This is a genomic window from Microbacterium sp. NPDC057944 (assembly GCF_042887445.1).
GTDB classification, from domain to species: domain Bacteria; phylum Actinomycetota; class Actinomycetes; order Actinomycetales; family Microbacteriaceae; genus Microbacterium; species Microbacterium natoriense.
In genome coordinates this window covers 1608184-1624177 of the sequence record NZ_JBHVPJ010000001.1, presented here as the reverse complement: position 1 = coordinate 1624177, position 15994 = coordinate 1608184, and the positions used below count along the sequence as shown (strand labels likewise).

Sequence of the window (15994 nt, the reverse complement as noted above, 5' to 3'; positions counted from 1 at the left end):
CAGCCGGAGAACTGCGGCGCCCGATGACGGCGTCTGCGCAGGAGGATGAGGCGGGAGGCGGCTCCTCCCCAGAAAAGCCGCCACCCCGCTTCGTTTCTCGAGCGTCCCCAGTGTCGAGAAGCCTGACGAGCCGCGTGCGGGGGGCCTCGCGAACTCGTGACCTGGGTGACGATACTCCTCCGCAAGCCTCAGGGAAAGAGGAAAAGCCTTCGAATTCGCTTGTTCCCTCAGGAAATCGATTCGAAGTCACTCAGAAAGCGGTTGCCCAACCTTCGGAATCCGCCGTTCGATTGGCTCCTTTGACCTGCCCCACGGACGTCGACCAGGATGTGGGTATGGGACGACTTGCACGCATCCGCTCACAGCTCGGGTCGGCGCAGGTATCGAGAACGTTCCTGAAGATCCATCGGTACTCCGACCCATGGGCGATCAGCGCATTCGTCATCGATGTGGGAAAGAAGTGGGTGCTGCTCGCCCGGACAGCCGATGGCGGCTTCTTCGACGGATACGCGGCAGTGCGTGTGAGCGATATCCGCAAGGTCGGCAGAGACAAGTCGTTCGAAGGCCTCTTCGCGCAGACACGGCCGGAGTGGCCCCCGACTCGCCTCCCTCACACGGAGAGGGTCGATCTCGATCGCACCCGGTCCCTCCTTCGCGACTTCCCACAACCGGGGGCGCTCATGGGTATCGAATCGACGAAGAGATCGTCCGCCACCTGGATCGGCGTCGCCGATCAGATCGTCGACGACTGGTTCTACCTCCATGAGGTGAAGCCGAATGCCCACTGGCACAGACGTCCGCGCGGCTACCGCATCCGGAAGATCGTGATGTTGTACTCGGACTCGTACTACCTGCGGGGGCTGGCGGCGATCGCCGGGGACCCGCCCGCCTACGACGCCACGCCCGCGTAGTCCGCTCTGCGCTCTGGAACAGCCACGGTTCCCGGATTGTACGGCGCGATCCCTCCGGATGCCGCAGAGGAGACGCGAACGCTCGGGGAGCACCAGGAGGCGGAACCCATATCGGTCGCGCTCAGTCCTTGCGCCCGCCAGGATGACGCAGCCAGAAGTAGAGCACTCCCAGCGGGATGAGCAGCCCGCCGATCCCGTAGACGAGGAACGGCACGAACCCGGCGGTGTGGTCGCCGAGCCAGCTGAAGTTCTGCCCGAAGAAGCCGGTGATGAACGTCAACGGCAGGAACACGGTGGCGAGCACCGTGAGACGCTCCATTGTCGCGTTCTGCCGCACCCCGACGGCGGTCTGCTGGACCGTGATCACGGAGAGGTTGGCTTCGAGGACGGTACCGAGCAGATCGCGCTGCGCCGCGACCTCCTCGTTGATGAGGGTCAGATGATCGTGGACATCGCGCAGATACGGCTGAAGCGCTGCCTGACGGGACGAGCGCTCGACGGAGGCCACCACTCCGAGCAGCGGATGCACCGCACGGTAGAAGTCGGTCGCCTCGCGGCGCAGTGAGTAGATCCGCTCCGTCGGCGCCGCGCTGCCGGAGAAGACGGTCGCCTCGATCTGGTCGATGTCGTGCTCGAGCCCCGCCACGACGGGGGCGTATCCGTCGACGACCTGGTCGAAGATCGCCCAGAGCACGGCATCCGTGCCCGCGGCGAGCAGGTCGGGCTGGAGTTCGAGACGCTGACGCGCACCGTGCAGCTCGCTCGCCACGCCCTGCCGGACGGTGATGACGAACGTCGGCGCGACGAACACGCTGATCTCGCCGAACTCGACCTCCTCGGCCGCATCGTCGTAGCGCGCCGTGCGGACGATCACCAGCCGCGTGTCGTTCTCCGTGTACGTCTCGATCTTCGGTCGCATGTGGAAGGTCTGCGTGTCTTCGATCGCCAGCTCGTGCAGGCCGAACGCCTCCCTCACCTCGGCGAGCTCGCCGGGTTCCGGCTCGAAGAGACCCAACCACACGAAACCGTCCTGGTCTCCCAGCGCGGCGGCTTCCCGCACGCCCAACGGCCCCTCGCCCTGACGCCGCCCGTGCAGGTAGCGGGCGCAGTCGACGATCATCGGGCACCCGCGAAGACAGGATCCGTCACGCGCTCGCACGTGTCCGTCATGAGCCGCTCCCTTTCAGCGGTCGCGGAGGTCGCGGCAGCGCGTTCGTCTCGGTCGATGCTGACATTGTGCGCCTCCGCGGGGGTCTGCGCGAGCGCAGTCGCGTGAATCGCGCGGGAACAGTCGGTGTTCGACCTCAGTCGCGTCCGCGAAGCCGCGACGTGTGGCGCTCCTGCAGCGCCGTCGCGCGGGTGAGGAACCTCTCCACGGCATCGAGTTCGGCATCGGTGAAGTCGCGGGTGACGGCATCCGTGCTCTCCTCGACCAGCGGACCGATCATCTCCCAGGTGCGCCGGCGCGCGGCATCCGTGGCCTCGACGACGACCTTGCGCCGGTCCTCCGGGTGCGGGGTGCGCTGAACGTATCCTGCTCGCTCCAGGCGGTCGAGCATCGTCGTGACGCTACCCGTCGTGAGCCCCAATCGGTCGGCGATGATCCGCGGGGTGATCTCCTCCTGCGCGCCGATGAGCACTTCGAGGCAGCGCAGGTCCGTGCCGTTGACGCCGAGCAGCCGCGCCATCTGGCGGTCGAAGTCGTCGACGGCGGCCTGATACTTCTGCATGGCGGCGCCGACCTGTTGTTCCTTGACACTCAAATTACTTGACATTCAAGGCTTCCTTCGCTCATGATTGCTTGACGATCAAGATACCAAGGAGGAAGAGTCATGACCAAGGCGCTCATCATCGGAGGCGGCATCGCCGGCCCCACACTCGCCGTCGCCCTGCGGAGGATCGGCATGGAGGCGGAGGTGTTCGAGCAGCTGCCGCCGGACGCCGACCAGCGCGGGTCGTGGATCAACTTCCAGGCGAACGGCCTCGATGCGCTGCGCGCTGTCGGACTCGAGAGCTGGGTCGCCGAGATCGGCTACCCCGTCGACACGATCAGCTTCGTGAACGGACGAGGGCGCCCGCTCGGGCAGATGCCGATGGCCTTCCGTCGCCCCGACGGACTCACCTCGCTCATGATGCCCCGGGCGCGGCTGTTCGTCGCGCTGGCCGAGGCTGCGCGTCACCACGGCATCCCCGTCCACCACGACAAGCGTCTGATCGACGCGCGCGACACGGGCGACGGCGTCATCGCGCGCTTCGCGGACGGCACCGAGGCCACCGGCGACATCCTCATCGGAGCCGACGGCATCCACTCCACCGTGCGGCGCCTCATCGATCCCACGGCTCCCGCGCCTCGCTACGTGCCGGTGCTCAACACCGGCGGGTACATCCCGGACTTCACGGTGGATGCACCACCGCAGGACTTCCGGATGCAGTTCGGCACGAGGTGCTTCTTCGCCTGGATGAACACCCCCGACGGAGGAACGCTCTGGTTCGCGAACCCGCCGATGAAGGACGAGCCCGCCCGCGGACAGCTGTCCGGGATGAGCGACGGGCAGTGGCGGACCTGGCTGCACGAGCTGATGGACGGGGATGCCGGCCCGTCCTCCGCGATCATCGACGCGGCGCCGGGGCCGATCCAGGGCTGGGCGACCTACGACATGCCCGTGGTGAAGAGGTGGCACGACGGATCCCGCATGGCCATCATCGGCGACGCCGCTCACGCCACCTCTCCCGCAGCCGGTCAGGGCGCATCCATGTCCCTGGAGGATGCCGTGATCCTCGCCCAGTGCCTGCGCGACTGCCCGACCACCGCATCGGCGTTCGCGACGTTCCAGTCGTTGCGTCAGACCCGCGTCGAGAAGATCGTCGAGATCGGGCACCGCTCATCGTCCGACAAGGCCGCGGGGCCGATCATGCGCGTGCTCCGCGACCTGATCCTCCCCGGCAAGTTCCGCGCCGCGGCGAAGGACGGCGGCGAGGCGATGATGTGGTTGCAGGGCCACCACATCGACTTCGACGAGCGGGTGGTGCCAGCGCTATGAATGCGTGAATTGCGAGCGTATCCTGCAATAATTCACGGTAAGTGGGACGCAACCGAGGGGATGACGGTGTGATCAATCGAGCGACGTGGGAACGACTCGACGCCACGGCCGAGGAGTACCGGCTCCTCGCCGCCCGGCACCCCCAGGCTCTCGTCGAGATCACGCTCGCCGAGCTGGCCGAGTCGGTGCAGCAGTCGAACGCGATCGAGAACTCCACGCTCACGCTCGACGACACCGAGCGGATCCTCGCCGGGCTCACGCCCGTCGCACGCCGAGACCTTCGCGAGGTCTACGAGGCGAGGAACCTCGCCGCAGTGACCGAGGATCTCCTCCGTGGTGGTGAGCCGTTCACCCGTGCGCTGATGCTTCGATGGCATGGCATGCTGCTCGCAGGCATCCGAGACGACGTCGCCGGCCGCTTCCGACGAGACGATGAATGGGTGCGGGTCGGTGGCCACCTGGGAGCGAACCCCGCCTTCGTACCCCAGTTGGTCGACGACGCCGTGACCCGGTACGAGACCGACGAATCGATGTCTCCTCTCGAGAGGATCGCCTGGTTCCACTGCGAGTTCGAGATCATCCATCCCTTCGTTGACGGCAACGGACGAATCGGACGCGTGCTGATCAACAAGCAGCTCCAGGACATCGGCCTGCCTCCGGTCATCGTTCGTGCACGCAACCGTCATCTCGACTACTACCCCCAGCTCGAGGAGTACTCGAGGAAGGACTCCTCCGAGGGCATGACCCGACTGCTCGTCCTGCTCGTCCTCGAATCACTGCACAAGCGCATCGCGCTGATCTCGAGCCCCCGGTTCATCCCGCTCGCCGACTGGGCGAGGGCAGCGGGGATCACCGGAGCTTCGGCGACGAACAAGGCGCGGCGGCAGACGATCCCCGCCTTCCGTGTGCGAGATCGCTGGATGATCGCCGAGGACTTCACGTGAGAGGCCTCGGACCGAACGCCCTTCCTGACGTCAGAGGATTCGGACGTTCTTCGCGAGAGTCTTGAATCGCAGGCCGTCGGGCTGCACCACCGTGATGGTGACGGCACCCGTCCTGCTGGTGTTGACGTCCTCCACGACACCCGCCTTGCCTCGATGCGTACCGGACACGACCTCGCAGCGGTCGCCGCTCCCGACCTGTCCCTCGTCTGTCATGGCTCAAGTGTGCCAGGCGGTTTCCACCGGCGTCGTACCGGCATAGCGCGCTCAACTGACGAGCAGAGTTCGGGCGGGGAGCACATCACCGAGAGCCCGTGTCAGCGTCACTCCGTGATCTGAGGCTGAGACAGCGAGCGGGCGAACGCGGCGATGTCATCGGCGAGCAGGGCCGGCTCCTCGTGCGGTGCGAAGTGGCCGCCCCGCGGCATCCGCGTGTATCGCACGAGGTCGTAGGTGCGCTCGATCCACCGTCGAGGCGGCGAGGCGATGTCGTGCGGGAAGAGAGCGACGGCGGTCGGTACCCGCACCCGCTCGACGCGCGACGTCAACCCCGACGCATGCTCGTAGTAGGCCCGGAACGACGTTCCGATCGAGTTGGTGAACCAGTACACCGACGCGAGCGTCAGCAGGTAGTCGTCGCTGAACCGGGTGGAGACATCGCCATCGCAGTCGCTCCACGCGCGGTGCTTCTCCAGGATCCACGACAGCAGTCCGACCGGAGAGTCCGACACCGCGGGCGCCAGGGTCAGCGGGCGGGTCTGCTGCTGATGCTGATACGCGCCTTCGGCCCTCAGCCACTCCTGCACCCGTTCGAGATGGGCCTCCTCTTCGGGCGTGATCGTCTCCTCATCGATGCGCGCCGGAGGAGCCACCGCCAGCAGATGGATGCCGATCACCTCGTCGGGATACGCCTGCGCGAGTCGAGAGGTGATCCCCGCCCCGAGATCGCCGCCGTGGGCGAGGTAGCGGGGAAAGCCGAGATGCTGCGTCATCAGCGCGTGCCAGAGTTCGTGCGTCTGCTCGCCGAGCCTGGGACGCTGCGGAGAGAACGGCAGACCGGGAAGCGCCGGCACGATCACGGGGGCCGCGTCTGCGGAGTCTCCCCCGAAGAGAGACGGCGTCGCCAGGCGTCGCGCGACGTCGACGAGTTCGAGCGCCGTGCTCGGCCAGCCGTTCGTGAGCAGCACGGGGACGCCGGAACCTCCTGGCTCGGGATCGAAGTGAAGGTACGCGACGGGCGTGCCGTCGATGTCTGCACGTCGCCACGGCAGCGCGTCGATGCGCTGTTGCTGAACACGCCAGTCGAAGCCGTTCAGCCATACGTCGACGAGCCGGCGGAGCTCATCCTGATCAGTGCCCGCATCCCACCCCTGCACGGGCCACGGCTCCGGCCAGCGCGTCGCGCGAAGTCGCCGGCGCAGGTCGTCGAGATCGTTCTCACTGACCTCTAGGGGTGACATTCCGGGCATGGGGAGACCTCTTCCGAGACGGCGGCGGTGCAGTCCCGACGCTACCTCGATGCACCGACACCGGGGGCGCCCTCGGGTGGCGCCCTCCCAATCCCGCAGCATCCGGAAATGAAGAAAGACCCCCACATCGTGGAGGTCTTTCTTCGTTGGCGGTGACGGTGGGAGCCGTCGGGGCGCTTCGCGGCCCTCCTCCCAAATCCCGCAGCGTTCGGAAAATGAAGAAAGACCCCCACTTCGTGGAGGTCTTTCTTCATTGGCGGTGACGGTGGGATTTGAACCCACGGTAGGGGGTTACCCTACACAACTTTTCGAGAGTTGCACCTTCGGCCGCTCGGACACGTCACCGCGGACTAGCTTACGCGAGACGCCGCCCCGGCGCGAATCGAACGATCCGCGCCCGTCGACTTCTCGTGCTCTCGCCGAGTGCACGGGACGTTCGCGCCAACGAGCCGTGGACTCGGCGACTTCACGTGAAGTCGACACGGCCCGGCACGACGCGACCCGGCCCGGCCCGACCCGGCTCACCAGGCGGCGGCGAGCTCCGCGTGGGTGCGCAGGATGTCCTCGGTCGTTCCTGCGGGGGCGCGGCCGATGCCGCACTCCGTCGCCACGCCGAACTCGGGGGCGAAGCGCTGCGCGGCGGCGATGCGCAGGGAGGCTCCGTCGACACCGTCCTCGCGGTGCACGAGCCCGAGGTACAGCTCGCCGTCGTACGACAGGTCGGCGAGCGGTGCGAAGTACGCCTCGTCATCACGCTCGATCGGCACGGGCAGGTGCAGCCAGGTCAGATCCCGAGAGGATGCCGAGGTCACGGCGTTCGCGTAGCGCACGAGGTTCGCGGCATCCGTCGGCTCCACGAAGTGCTTCTCCCCCGCGTCGCCGTAGCAGAGGTGCACGCCGACCTCGACGTCGGCGGGCACGGCATCCACCAGCGCAGCCAGTCGCGACACGAGACCGTCGAAGGCGTCGCCCGGCCACCACGCCTCCATGACCTTGCCGTAGCCGGCCGCGCGCTCGATGATGCCCATCTCGCTCGCGACGTCCCACTGGATCGCCAGGTCGTCGTGCGGGATCGCCGCGAGGATCTCGTCGACCTCGCGCAGGATCGCCGCCGTGTACACGGGCTCGATCGCCGCGCGGTCGTCGCCGGAGAAGAACGAGGAGATCACCGCGAGCGGGGTCGGCAGCGACACCTGGAACCGGACCCCCTCGGCGATCTCCCCCGCCGCACGGAGACGAGAGAACACGGCGTAGGAGTCGATCGCCGCAGACGCGTAGCCGAGGGCGGGCAGGCGGATGCCGGCGGCATCCGTTCCCTGAGCGATCCGCAGCGGCCTGGCGTCGATCCCTGCACGGAACGGGATCGGCTCGTCGCCGACCCGCTCGATGCCCTCGGCCTGGCCGAGCACGTCGGGCTGGAACATGATCCAGTGGAACCTCGTGCCGACCTCCCCGTCGGGCAGACGGCGCAGCCGCCGCCCGAGGATCGCGGATGCCGTGCGCATCGTGGTCTCGGCATCGTCGTAGTTCACGCTGCCCACGAGGTGGGCGCCCTGCGGCTGAGTCATTTTTCCAGGCTATCGGCGCCTGCGAGCGACGGATGCCGCGAGTTAGGATTGCCTAAGCGAGAACCGAGGAGGACGCGGCATGGGGTACATCACGTCTGAGGCACTGGCCGAGACCGGCTATGTCGTGCTCGACGACCACGACCAGTCGTCCGACCCCGCCGAGTGGCTCGATCTCGAGTACGTGCCGTGGCGCTCGTCGGGGATCACGCGCTTCGCCCCGCTCGCGAGCTTCGCCGGTGACGTCGAGTGCAACGGGTTCTGGAACCACACCCCTCCGCGCCCCGACAAGGACGGGGTGTGGGTCGCCTCGCAGGTCGCCCTCGCTCCTGTGCTGCACCGCCGCGCCAACGAGCCCGGCGCCGGCGTCGGACGATGCCGCGTGATCGAGCTGCAGCCCAACGAGTACGCCGACGCGATCTACAACCTCCATCAGGACGACAACAACCGTCTCAACGACGAGGGCACCGGCTGGGTGGTCCGCGGCTTCTTCAACCTCTCTGACGACGCGGACTCCCTGCTCATCCTGCGCTCCGACCGCTTCGACCCCGCCACCGAGATCCGCCTGCCGCTCCGCGAGGGCTCCCGGATCATCGTCGACACCCAGCGCTTCTGGCATGCGGTGTGGCACCGCGGCGCCGCCCCGCGCTTCGCCCTGATCACGTCGTGGACCTCGGGCCCAGAGCTCGACGCCTACATCGCGGCGAACAACGGCGACCCGCATCCGCCGACCGTCGACCTGGATGCTTCCGTCGTGGAGGAGGCGCAGGTCGAGCTGCACCGCCGCATCGAGGAGCGTCGCCGCGCCTTCGAGGCGATGGGCGTCGTCATGGAACCCCGCGCCGACCTCGCCCCCTGACCCGCGGCCGCTTCGGTCCCTACTCCCCGATACATCTTCGGCCGTCCACCGGGCACGGCTTTGACCCTCCACCGGGCACAGCCTCGGACTCCAGCAGGCACAACTTCGACCCTCTACCGGGCACAGCCTCGGACTCCACCGGACACAGCTTCGGACTCCACCGGGCACAACTTCGACCCTCCACCGGACACAACTTCGGACTCCCCGCGGGCACAGCTTCGGACCCGAGAGCCGACACGCTGGACGCGACACGGATGCCGCGGCGTGTCGCCCTCGGCATCCGAATCTGTGCGCCGCCCGACGAACGGCACACCGAACCGTGCGCCGAGCCCACCCGGTCGTCGAGCGAGGAGCGCAGCGACGACACGAGACGCGTCACGCTCCGCGCGACCTCAGACCGTGCGGCCGCCCTCGAGCCGGACGACGCGGTCCACCGTGCCCGCCGGCGGGGCGACGTGCGAGATGAGCAGCACCGACTGCTCCCCCGCGGCGCGCAGCAGATCTCGCAACAGCGCATCGGATGCCGCAGGGTCGACACCAGCGGTCGGCTCGTCCAGCACGAGCACCGGGAAGCCCCGGAGCAGCGCCCGCGCGAGTGCGATCCGCTGGGCCTGACCACCGGACACCAGCGCACCGCGGTCCCCGACCCGAGCGTCGAGCCCTCCGCGCTCGGCCACCCACGCTCCGAGACCGACCCTGTCGAGGACGTCGAGCAGCTCGGCATCCGTCGCTGTCTCCCTCGCGAACAGCAGGTTCTGCCTGAGGTCTTCGTCGAACAGCTGCGGGCTCTGCTCGCACAGGCCGATGGTCCGGCGCAGCGCCGGACCCGAGAGCGACGAGACGTCCATGCCGTCGAGGGCATACTCGCCCTCGACGCGGAGGAAGCCGACGAGCACGGCGGCCAGAGAGCTCTTGCCCGCACCGCTCGGTCCCGAGACGAGCACCCGCTCCCCCGGGGCGAGATCGAGGTCGACCCCCGCGAGCGCGACAGCCCCGCCCGGCCAGTGCGCGCGAGCACCGCGGAGCCTCAGCGCCGGCACCGCGTCGAAGTCGGCATCCGCTCCGTCATCCGCGCGGAGCTCTCGCGGCGCCTCCTCCGAGAGGACGTCGGCGATGCGCTGGGCGCTTGCCCTGACGCTCCGCCACGACGACGCGGCGATCGGCACCGCCCCGAAGATCTCGAACACCACCATCGGCACCAACACGACGACGGCCAGCCACGGCCCGTCGATCACGCCGGAGAGGATGCCGGGCGCCGCGACCGCCAGCGCCCACGCGGATGCCGCTCCCGCCGCGACCGACACCACACCCGCCGCGACCGCCTGAGCGAGGGACGCACGACCGACCGCACGGCGCAGGGCCCGATCGGCATCCGCGATGCGCCCGCGCGCCTGCCCCTCCGCGCCGTAGGCGATCAGGACGTCGAGGCCGCCGAAGTAGTCGACCAGAGCGGCCGACAGATCTGCTCGACGCGACGACAGCGACGCCTCTGCACGTGAGCCGAACAGCCATCCGAGACCCACGGCGGCACCCGCCGCGATCAGCAGGCACGCGGCGAGCGCGAGCGCAGCGGGCGGCGAGATGATCGCCACGACCCCGACGGCGCCGACCGCGACCACCCCGGCGATCGCCAACGGCTGGACCACGCGCAGCGGCAGGTTCTGCAGGTTCTCGACGTCGTCGACCAGCGCGGAGAGCACCCGGCCGTGATCGGTGCCTCCGAGGCCAGCGGGCGACAGCGGGATGAGCCGCCGTACCAGATCCGAACGGGTGCGGGCGAGCTGGCGCAGGGCCGCATCGTGCCCGGTCAGACGTTCGAGGTAGCGCGTCACCGCACGGGAGACCGCGAAGAAGCGCACGCCGACCACCGCGATCGACAGCGGCACCAGCGAATCCACGATCGAGGCGCTGACGATCAGCCAGCCGCTCACCGCGAGCAGGCTCACCGCGGCTGCCGCCGACAGCACGCCCCAGACGAGGCCGGGGAGGAAACGGAGGAACGGCGGCTGGGCCCGCCGAAGGATCGCGGACACAGAGGCACCGGTCATGCGTCCACCCCCAGGTCGACGACGCGGTCGGCGATGTCGCGGGCCGATCGACGGTGCGAGACGAGCAGGATCGTCGCCCCGGCATCCGCGCGCTCGCGCAGGCTCGTCCACAGCCGCGCCTCCGTGTCGGGGTCGAGGGCGCTGGAGGGCTCGTCGAGCGCGAGCACCCGGTGGGCGCCGCGCGCGTGCCGATACAGCGCCCTGGCCACGGCCACCCGCTGCGCCTGCCCTCCGGAGAGCCCGCTGCCCTGCACGCCGAGCTCCCGGTCGAGGTCGAGCGCTCCGGCGCAGGCCGCGGCGAGGGCGGAGCGGATGCCGTCGGCATCCGGATCCCGATCGCCGAGGGCCACGTTCGCGGCGATGGTCCCGCGGCTCAGCTGCGGACGCTGCCCCGACCAGGCGAGCCAGTCGGCGGGGCTCAGGTGACGGACGTCCGCGCCCCCGAACGCCGCGGAGCCGTCGAACGGCACCGCTCCGCGGAGCGCCGCGAGGAGGCTCGACTTGCCCGCCCCGCTCGGCCCCTCGATGAGCGTGATGGTTCCTGGTTCTGCGGTGAAGGAGACGGGCGCGAGATCGCGCACGCGCAGGTTCTTGACGACGAGGGGCGCGGGCGAAGACGTCCGAAACTCCGGAGATCCGTCGCGATCTGCGGAGGAGAAGCCCGGGTCACGCCGCGTCGTGAGCAATTCTCCGGAGTTCTGGCGCTCCCCCACCGCAACACCGATGACCGACGCGCCGGCGACCGACGCACCGACTGTCGCAGCACCCGCTCCCGCAGCACCGGCCCCCGCAGCACCGGCCGCGTCGAGCACCTCGAACACGTCCTCCGTGGCGGCGACGCCCTCGGCCGCGGCGTGGAACTGCACGCCGACCTGACGGATCGGCAGGAACGCCTCGGGCGCGAGGAGCAGCACGAACAGTCCGACCTCGAGCGACAGGTCGCCCGCGAGCAGCCGGAACCCGATCGACACCGCGATCAGGGCCACGGCCAGCGACGCGAGGAGCTCCATCGCGAAACCCGAGAGGAAGGAGAACCGCAGCACCTTCATGGTCTCGCGGCGGTAGTCGTCGGCCGTCGCCTCGATGCGGTCGGCCGCACGCCGGTCGCGTCCGAACAGCCGCAGCGTCGACAGCCCCTGCACGGTGTCGGCGAACCGCACGGCGAGGGTCTGGAGGGTCTGCCACTGGCGGCGCTGCACGGTGCGCGTCGCCATGCCGATGAGCACGAGGAACAGCGGGATCAGCGGGAGCGTGATGATCGCGGTGAGGCCGCTGGGCCAGTCCTGCCACCACATGACGGCGACGAGCACCGGGGTCGCGATCACCGTCAGCACGAGCTGCGGGATGTACCGTGCGAAGTACGCGTCCAGTGCCTCGAGCCCGTGCCCCGCGGTGACCGCGAGCGAGGCGCGGTTGCGCTGTGCGAGCCACCCCGGTCCGAGCCGCCCCACCGCGGAGATCAGCGCGGCCCGCAGCTGCGCACCCGTCGCCGCCGCCGCGCGTGTGCCCGCGGCGTCCGACGCGGCGATCAGCAGTCCGCGGATGCCGGCGAGCCCGAGCAGCCACAGGATCGACGCCGTCACGTCGCGCCCCGCGACGGCGCCGGTGACGGCATCCGTCAGCATCCACGCGAAGGCGACCGTGACCGCCGTCTGCGCGACGCCGATCAGCGCGGATGCCGCGACGAACACCCGTGCGGCACTCGCGTACCGCAGCAGACGGGGGTCGAGGGGCTTCACGCGTGCGCCGGAGCCGCCTCGATGTGACTGCGCCGGACGCGCTTGCGGAACACCCAGTACGTCCAGCCCTGGTAGAGCAGCACGAGCGGCATCGCGACCAGAGCCGTCCAGCTCATGATCTGCAGCGTGTACGGGGTGCTCGACGCGTTCTCGATCGTGAGGCTGTACGCCGGGTCGATGGTCGACGGCATCACGTACGGGAACAGCGCGCCGAACAGCATCACGACGGCACCGGCCACGGTCACGGCGGCGGCGGCGAACGCCCAGCCGTCGCGTCCGCGCAGCGAGAAGACGACCGCTCCGATGAGAGCGACCGCGGCGAGAGCGCCGCATCCGATCACCATCCACAGCAGCGGCGCCTCCCGCCCGGCCGCCATGACGACCGTCCAGACGACCGTGCCGGCCGCGGCGAGGATCGTGGGCACCGCCGCGAGGCGGACCAGACGACGCGCGTCCTCATGCACCTGCGCGTCGGTCTTCAGGGCGACGAACAGCACGCCGTGCAGGAAGAACAGCAGCAGCGTGGTCACGCCGACGAGCAGCGCGTACGGGTTCAGCAGCGACAGCAGGCCGCCGACGAAGATGTGGTTCTCGTCGAGGGCGACACCCTGCACGATGTTGCCGAAGGCCACGCCCCACAGGAGCGCGGGGACGACGGAGCCGATCACGATCATCCGGTCGAAGCCGCGCTTCCACTTCAGCGAGTCGCGCTGGTGCCGGTATTCGAACGAGACCCCGCGGAGGATGAGCGCGAGCAGGATCAGCAGGAGCGGGAGGTAGAACCCGCTGAACAGCGTCGCGTACCACTCGGGGAACGAGGCGAACAGGCAGGCGCCGGCGACGATGACCCAGGTCTCGTTGAGATCCCACACGGGGCCGATGGTGTTGATCACCTGACGGCGGGAGACGTCGTCCTTGCCGAGGAACGGCAGCGACATGCCCACGCCGAAGTCGAATCCGTCGAGCACGAAGTAGCCGACGAAGAAGAAGGCGACGATCCAGAACCAGAGGTATTCCACGGTCTTCTCCTTTCTCTCAGTAGACGACAGACGACAGCTGGGCCGTCTCCTCGTGGGGCTGCTCTGTGGTGTCGGGGCCCTTCTGCGCGGCCTTGACGATGAGTCGGATCTCGACGACGGCGAGCGCCGCGTAGATCGCCGTGAACGCGATCAGCGAGATGAGCACCTCGACGCCCGAGACGCCCGGCGAGACGCCGTCCTGCGTGGTCATGAGCCCGAACACGATCCAGGGTTGCCTGCCCATCTCGGTGAAGACCCAGCCCATGATGTTGGCGACGAGCGCAAGGGGGAACGACCAGATCGCGAGCTTCCACATCCAGGGAGCCGGGGGCTTCTTGGCGCCCTTGCGGGTCAGCCAGAGGCCGGCGACGGCGACGAGCGCTGCGGCCATGCCGAGGCCGATCATCCAGCGGAACGCCCAGTACGTGACCCACAGGATCGGGGCGAACTCGGTCAGCCCGGTGTCGGCGAAGGTCGTCGCGTACTCGGCGTTGAGGTCGTTGATGCCGTGCACGCAGGCGTCGAACGTGTGCGTCGACAGCAGCGACAGCAGATATGGCACGCGGATGGAGAACAGCTCGGAGCTGCCGTCGGGGGTGCCCAGCGTGAACAGGCTGAACGAGGCGTCAGGGCCGCAGACCGTGTTGAACGTGGCCTCGGCCGCCGCCATCTTCATCGGCTGCGCGGCGTACATCGCGAGGCCCAGCTGGTCGCCCGTGAGCACCACGCCGGCGGTCGAGACGATCATCGCCCACAGACCGAACTTGAGCGAGATGCGCATCGTGTCGAAGTGCTGGCCGCGTGCGAGGTGCCAGGCCGAGACCGAGATCACGACGCCGGCGGCGAACATCAGGGCGCCGAAGATCGTGTGCGGGAAGGCGGCGAGCGCGACCGGGTTGGTCAGCAGCGCCCAGAAGTCGGTGAGCTCTGCGCGGTTCGTCTCGGGGTTGAAGACGTAGCCGACCGGGTTCTGCATGAACGCGTTGGCGGCGATGATGAAGTACGCCGACAGGATGCTGCCGATCGAGACGCACCAGATGGTGGCCAGGTGCAGCTTCTGCGGGAGCTTGTCCCAGCCGAAGATCCACAGTCCGATGAAGGTCGCCTCGAAGAAGAAGGCGAGCAGCCCCTCGAAGGCGAGCGGGGCGCCGAACACGTCGCCGACGAAGCGGGAGTAGTCCGACCAGTTCATGCCGAACTGGAACTCCTGCACGATGCCGGTGACCACGCCCATGGCGAAGTTGATCAGGAAGATCTTGCCGAAGAAGCGGGTCAGGTGCAGGTACTGGACCTTACCGGTGCGCACCCACGCGGTCTGGAAGATCGCCGCGACCAGCGCCATGCCGATCGTCAGCGGCACGAACAGGTAGTGGTAGACGGTGGTGAGGCCGAACTGCCATCGGCTCAGCGCCAGCGGATCAAGCCATTCCATGTGTCGCTCCTCGCACTTCGATCGACGGCACTCGCGCGTCGCCCAGCTGCACCGTGCACTCCGACTGCTCGCCGCGCACGCACTCCGCGGTGAGCGGCCCGCCGACCTCGGCGAGCACTCCCTGCATCAGGCTCAGATGGACCTGGCACAGCACGGGACGATCCTCCGGCCGCGCCGCCGCGTGGGGGCAGGGCGAGAGATCGACGGTCAGGCGCTCGTCGTCGACGACGGGCTCGAATCCGCTCTCCTCCAGGTGCTCGATCAGCGCGTCGAGCTGGTAGTCGGCCTCGCGTCCGAGATCGGATGCCGCGGCCGGCAGCATCCTGCGCATGAGGTCTCCTCGCGCTGCCGCGGCCTTCGCCTTGTCGCGGGCGACGGCGCTGGAGGCCCCGGGGGCTCCCGTCGCGGCGCTGTAGAGGGTGCGAGGACGGCCGCGGGTGGAGCGGCGCTCGACCTCGGCGATCACGTAGCCGCCGTCGATCAGACGCTGCAGGTGCTCGCGCACGGTGTTGGCGTGGAGCCCGGTGGCCTCGCACAGCTCGCCGATCGAGCGGTCGGCTCGACTCTGCACCAGATGCAGGATCTGCACCCGGGAGAAGCTGGAGATCGGCCCGCAGACGGGCCCGGCGCTGGCCATGTCTCCATTATGTTCCGCCGCTCGGGGGCGCCGTGAGAATAGGGCCGTGAATAATGCCCGATCGCGATAGGGATGTCGGATGCCGCCGATAGCGGGGCCGTATGAGCACGCGCACGACCCGTCGAGAGGGCGCGGGAGACGGTCGCTCGGCGTGCGTCCGGCCCCGGCTCGTCGTCCGGAGCCGATCGCGCGGAGGCGGTCGCCCCGGCACGTGTCGGGCCCGCGTCGCCACGCATTGAGGCAGTCGTTCCGGGACGGGAGCAGCCCCGCCTCGTCGTGCGGAGGCGGTCGCTCCTCCGCGCATCCGGTCCGACCTCGTCATGCCGGGGCGAT

The 15994-nt window shown here is 69.0% G+C and carries 14 protein-coding genes and 1 tRNA gene; 4 read left to right on the top strand and 11 right to left on the bottom strand.

Annotated features, from left to right (window positions below):
• Positions 1 to 335: 335 nt before the first annotated feature.
• Positions 336 to 911, top strand: a complete 576-nt coding sequence (locus tag ACFVRO_RS07300; RefSeq protein WP_386950870.1) for a hypothetical protein — start codon at positions 336 to 338, stop codon at positions 909 to 911.
• Positions 912 to 1032: 121 nt separating this feature from the next.
• Here ACFVRO_RS07300 and ACFVRO_RS07295 read toward each other — a convergent pair whose 3' ends face one another.
• Together ACFVRO_RS07295 and ACFVRO_RS07290 are read right to left on the bottom strand one after the other, a co-directional pair.
• Positions 1033 to 2031 (bottom strand): magnesium and cobalt transport protein CorA, encoded by a 999-nt coding sequence (locus ACFVRO_RS07295; RefSeq protein ID WP_386950867.1) that lies wholly within the window; start codon positions 2029 to 2031, stop codon positions 1033 to 1035.
• A gap of 184 nt (positions 2032 to 2215) precedes the next feature.
• On the bottom strand, positions 2216 to 2641 hold the full coding sequence (locus ACFVRO_RS07290; RefSeq protein WP_386950866.1) for a MarR family winged helix-turn-helix transcriptional regulator: 426 nt from the start codon (positions 2639 to 2641) through the stop codon (positions 2216 to 2218).
• Positions 2642 to 2743: 102 nt separating this feature from the next.
• Between ACFVRO_RS07290 and ACFVRO_RS07285 the strand changes: the two genes are divergently transcribed.
• Positions 2744 to 3952 carry an FAD-dependent oxidoreductase gene (locus ACFVRO_RS07285; RefSeq protein WP_386950863.1) on the top strand — a complete coding sequence of 403 codons (1209 nt, stop codon included), beginning with the start codon at positions 2744 to 2746 and terminating at the stop codon, positions 3950 to 3952.
• A gap of 68 nt (positions 3953 to 4020) precedes the next feature.
• Positions 4021 to 4896: a Fic family protein gene (locus tag ACFVRO_RS07280; protein ID WP_386950860.1), complete on the top strand. Its 876-nt coding sequence runs from the start codon at positions 4021 to 4023 to the stop codon at positions 4894 to 4896.
• Between the two features lie 30 nt (positions 4897 to 4926).
• Here ACFVRO_RS07280 and ACFVRO_RS07275 read toward each other — a convergent pair whose 3' ends face one another.
• The 4 genes from ACFVRO_RS07275 to ACFVRO_RS07260 form a co-directional block, all read right to left on the bottom strand.
• Positions 4927 to 5109, bottom strand: coding sequence for a KOW motif-containing protein (locus ACFVRO_RS07275; protein ID WP_386950857.1), 183 nt, complete (start codon positions 5107 to 5109; stop codon positions 4927 to 4929).
• Between the two features lie 107 nt (positions 5110 to 5216).
• Positions 5217 to 6353 carry an epoxide hydrolase family protein gene (locus tag ACFVRO_RS07270; protein WP_386950853.1) on the bottom strand — a complete coding sequence of 379 codons (1137 nt, stop codon included), beginning with the start codon at positions 6351 to 6353 and terminating at the stop codon, positions 5217 to 5219.
• A gap of 263 nt (positions 6354 to 6616) precedes the next feature.
• Positions 6617 to 6707, bottom strand: a tRNA-Ser gene (locus tag ACFVRO_RS07265).
• A 176-nt stretch (positions 6708 to 6883) separates the two neighbouring features.
• Positions 6884 to 7930 carry a hypothetical protein gene (locus tag ACFVRO_RS07260; protein WP_386950850.1) on the bottom strand — a complete coding sequence of 349 codons (1047 nt, stop codon included), beginning with the start codon at positions 7928 to 7930 and terminating at the stop codon, positions 6884 to 6886.
• A gap of 79 nt (positions 7931 to 8009) precedes the next feature.
• On the opposite strand from ACFVRO_RS07260, the gene ACFVRO_RS07255 reads away from it, so the two are divergent.
• Complete coding sequence (locus ACFVRO_RS07255; RefSeq protein WP_386950848.1) at positions 8010 to 8786, top strand: hypothetical protein; 777 nt, start codon at positions 8010 to 8012, stop codon at positions 8784 to 8786.
• Between the two features lie 392 nt (positions 8787 to 9178).
• On the opposite strand, the gene cydC is transcribed toward ACFVRO_RS07255, so the two are convergent.
• From cydC to ACFVRO_RS07230, 5 genes are read right to left on the bottom strand one after another with little or no spacing between them, the layout of a single operon-like run.
• Positions 9179 to 10834 (bottom strand): thiol reductant ABC exporter subunit CydC, encoded by a 1656-nt coding sequence (gene cydC, locus ACFVRO_RS07250; RefSeq protein ID WP_386950845.1) that lies wholly within the window; start codon positions 10832 to 10834, stop codon positions 9179 to 9181.
• Entirely contained in the window at positions 10831 to 12573 is a 1743-nt protein-coding gene (gene cydD, locus ACFVRO_RS07245) for a thiol reductant ABC exporter subunit CydD (protein WP_386950842.1), read from the bottom strand. Before cydD ends, cydC begins: the two co-directional genes overlap by 4 nt.
• Complete coding sequence (cydB, locus tag ACFVRO_RS07240) at positions 12570 to 13592, bottom strand: cytochrome d ubiquinol oxidase subunit II (RefSeq protein WP_386950839.1); 1023 nt, start codon at positions 13590 to 13592, stop codon at positions 12570 to 12572. The genes cydD and cydB overlap by 4 nt, the downstream gene beginning before the upstream one ends.
• A gap of 16 nt (positions 13593 to 13608) precedes the next feature.
• Positions 13609 to 15024, bottom strand: a complete 1416-nt coding sequence (locus ACFVRO_RS07235; RefSeq protein ID WP_386950837.1) for a cytochrome ubiquinol oxidase subunit I — start codon at positions 15022 to 15024, stop codon at positions 13609 to 13611.
• Positions 15011 to 15661: a metalloregulator ArsR/SmtB family transcription factor gene (locus ACFVRO_RS07230; RefSeq protein ID WP_105672893.1), complete on the bottom strand. Its 651-nt coding sequence runs from the start codon at positions 15659 to 15661 to the stop codon at positions 15011 to 15013. The genes ACFVRO_RS07235 and ACFVRO_RS07230 overlap by 14 nt, the downstream gene beginning before the upstream one ends.
• Positions 15662 to 15994 lie beyond the last annotated feature (333 nt).

Coding starts and splice junctions, on each gene's coding strand:
- ACFVRO_RS07260 (WP_386950850.1), bottom strand. CDS start 7,930: ATGACTCAGCCGCAGGGCGCCCACCTCGTGGGCAGCGTGAACTACGAC.
- ACFVRO_RS07295 (WP_386950867.1), bottom strand. CDS start 2,031: ATGATCGTCGACTGCGCCCGCTACCTGCACGGGCGGCGTCAGGGCGAG.
- ACFVRO_RS07235 (WP_386950837.1), bottom strand. CDS start 15,024: ATGGAATGGCTTGATCCGCTGGCGCTGAGCCGATGGCAGTTCGGCCTC.
- ACFVRO_RS07255 (WP_386950848.1), top strand. CDS start 8,010: ATGGGGTACATCACGTCTGAGGCACTGGCCGAGACCGGCTATGTCGTG.
- ACFVRO_RS07230 (WP_105672893.1), bottom strand. CDS start 15,661: ATGGCCAGCGCCGGGCCCGTCTGCGGGCCGATCTCCAGCTTCTCCCGG.
- ACFVRO_RS07285 (WP_386950863.1), top strand. CDS start 2,744: ATGACCAAGGCGCTCATCATCGGAGGCGGCATCGCCGGCCCCACACTC.
- ACFVRO_RS07275 (WP_386950857.1), bottom strand. CDS start 5,109: ATGACAGACGAGGGACAGGTCGGGAGCGGCGACCGCTGCGAGGTCGTG.
- ACFVRO_RS07270 (WP_386950853.1), bottom strand. CDS start 6,353: ATGTCACCCCTAGAGGTCAGTGAGAACGATCTCGACGACCTGCGCCGG.
- ACFVRO_RS07290 (WP_386950866.1), bottom strand. CDS start 2,641: ATGCAGAAGTATCAGGCCGCCGTCGACGACTTCGACCGCCAGATGGCG.
- ACFVRO_RS07300 (WP_386950870.1), top strand. CDS start 336: ATGGGACGACTTGCACGCATCCGCTCACAGCTCGGGTCGGCGCAGGTA.
- cydC (WP_386950845.1), bottom strand. CDS start 10,834: ATGACCGGTGCCTCTGTGTCCGCGATCCTTCGGCGGGCCCAGCCGCCG.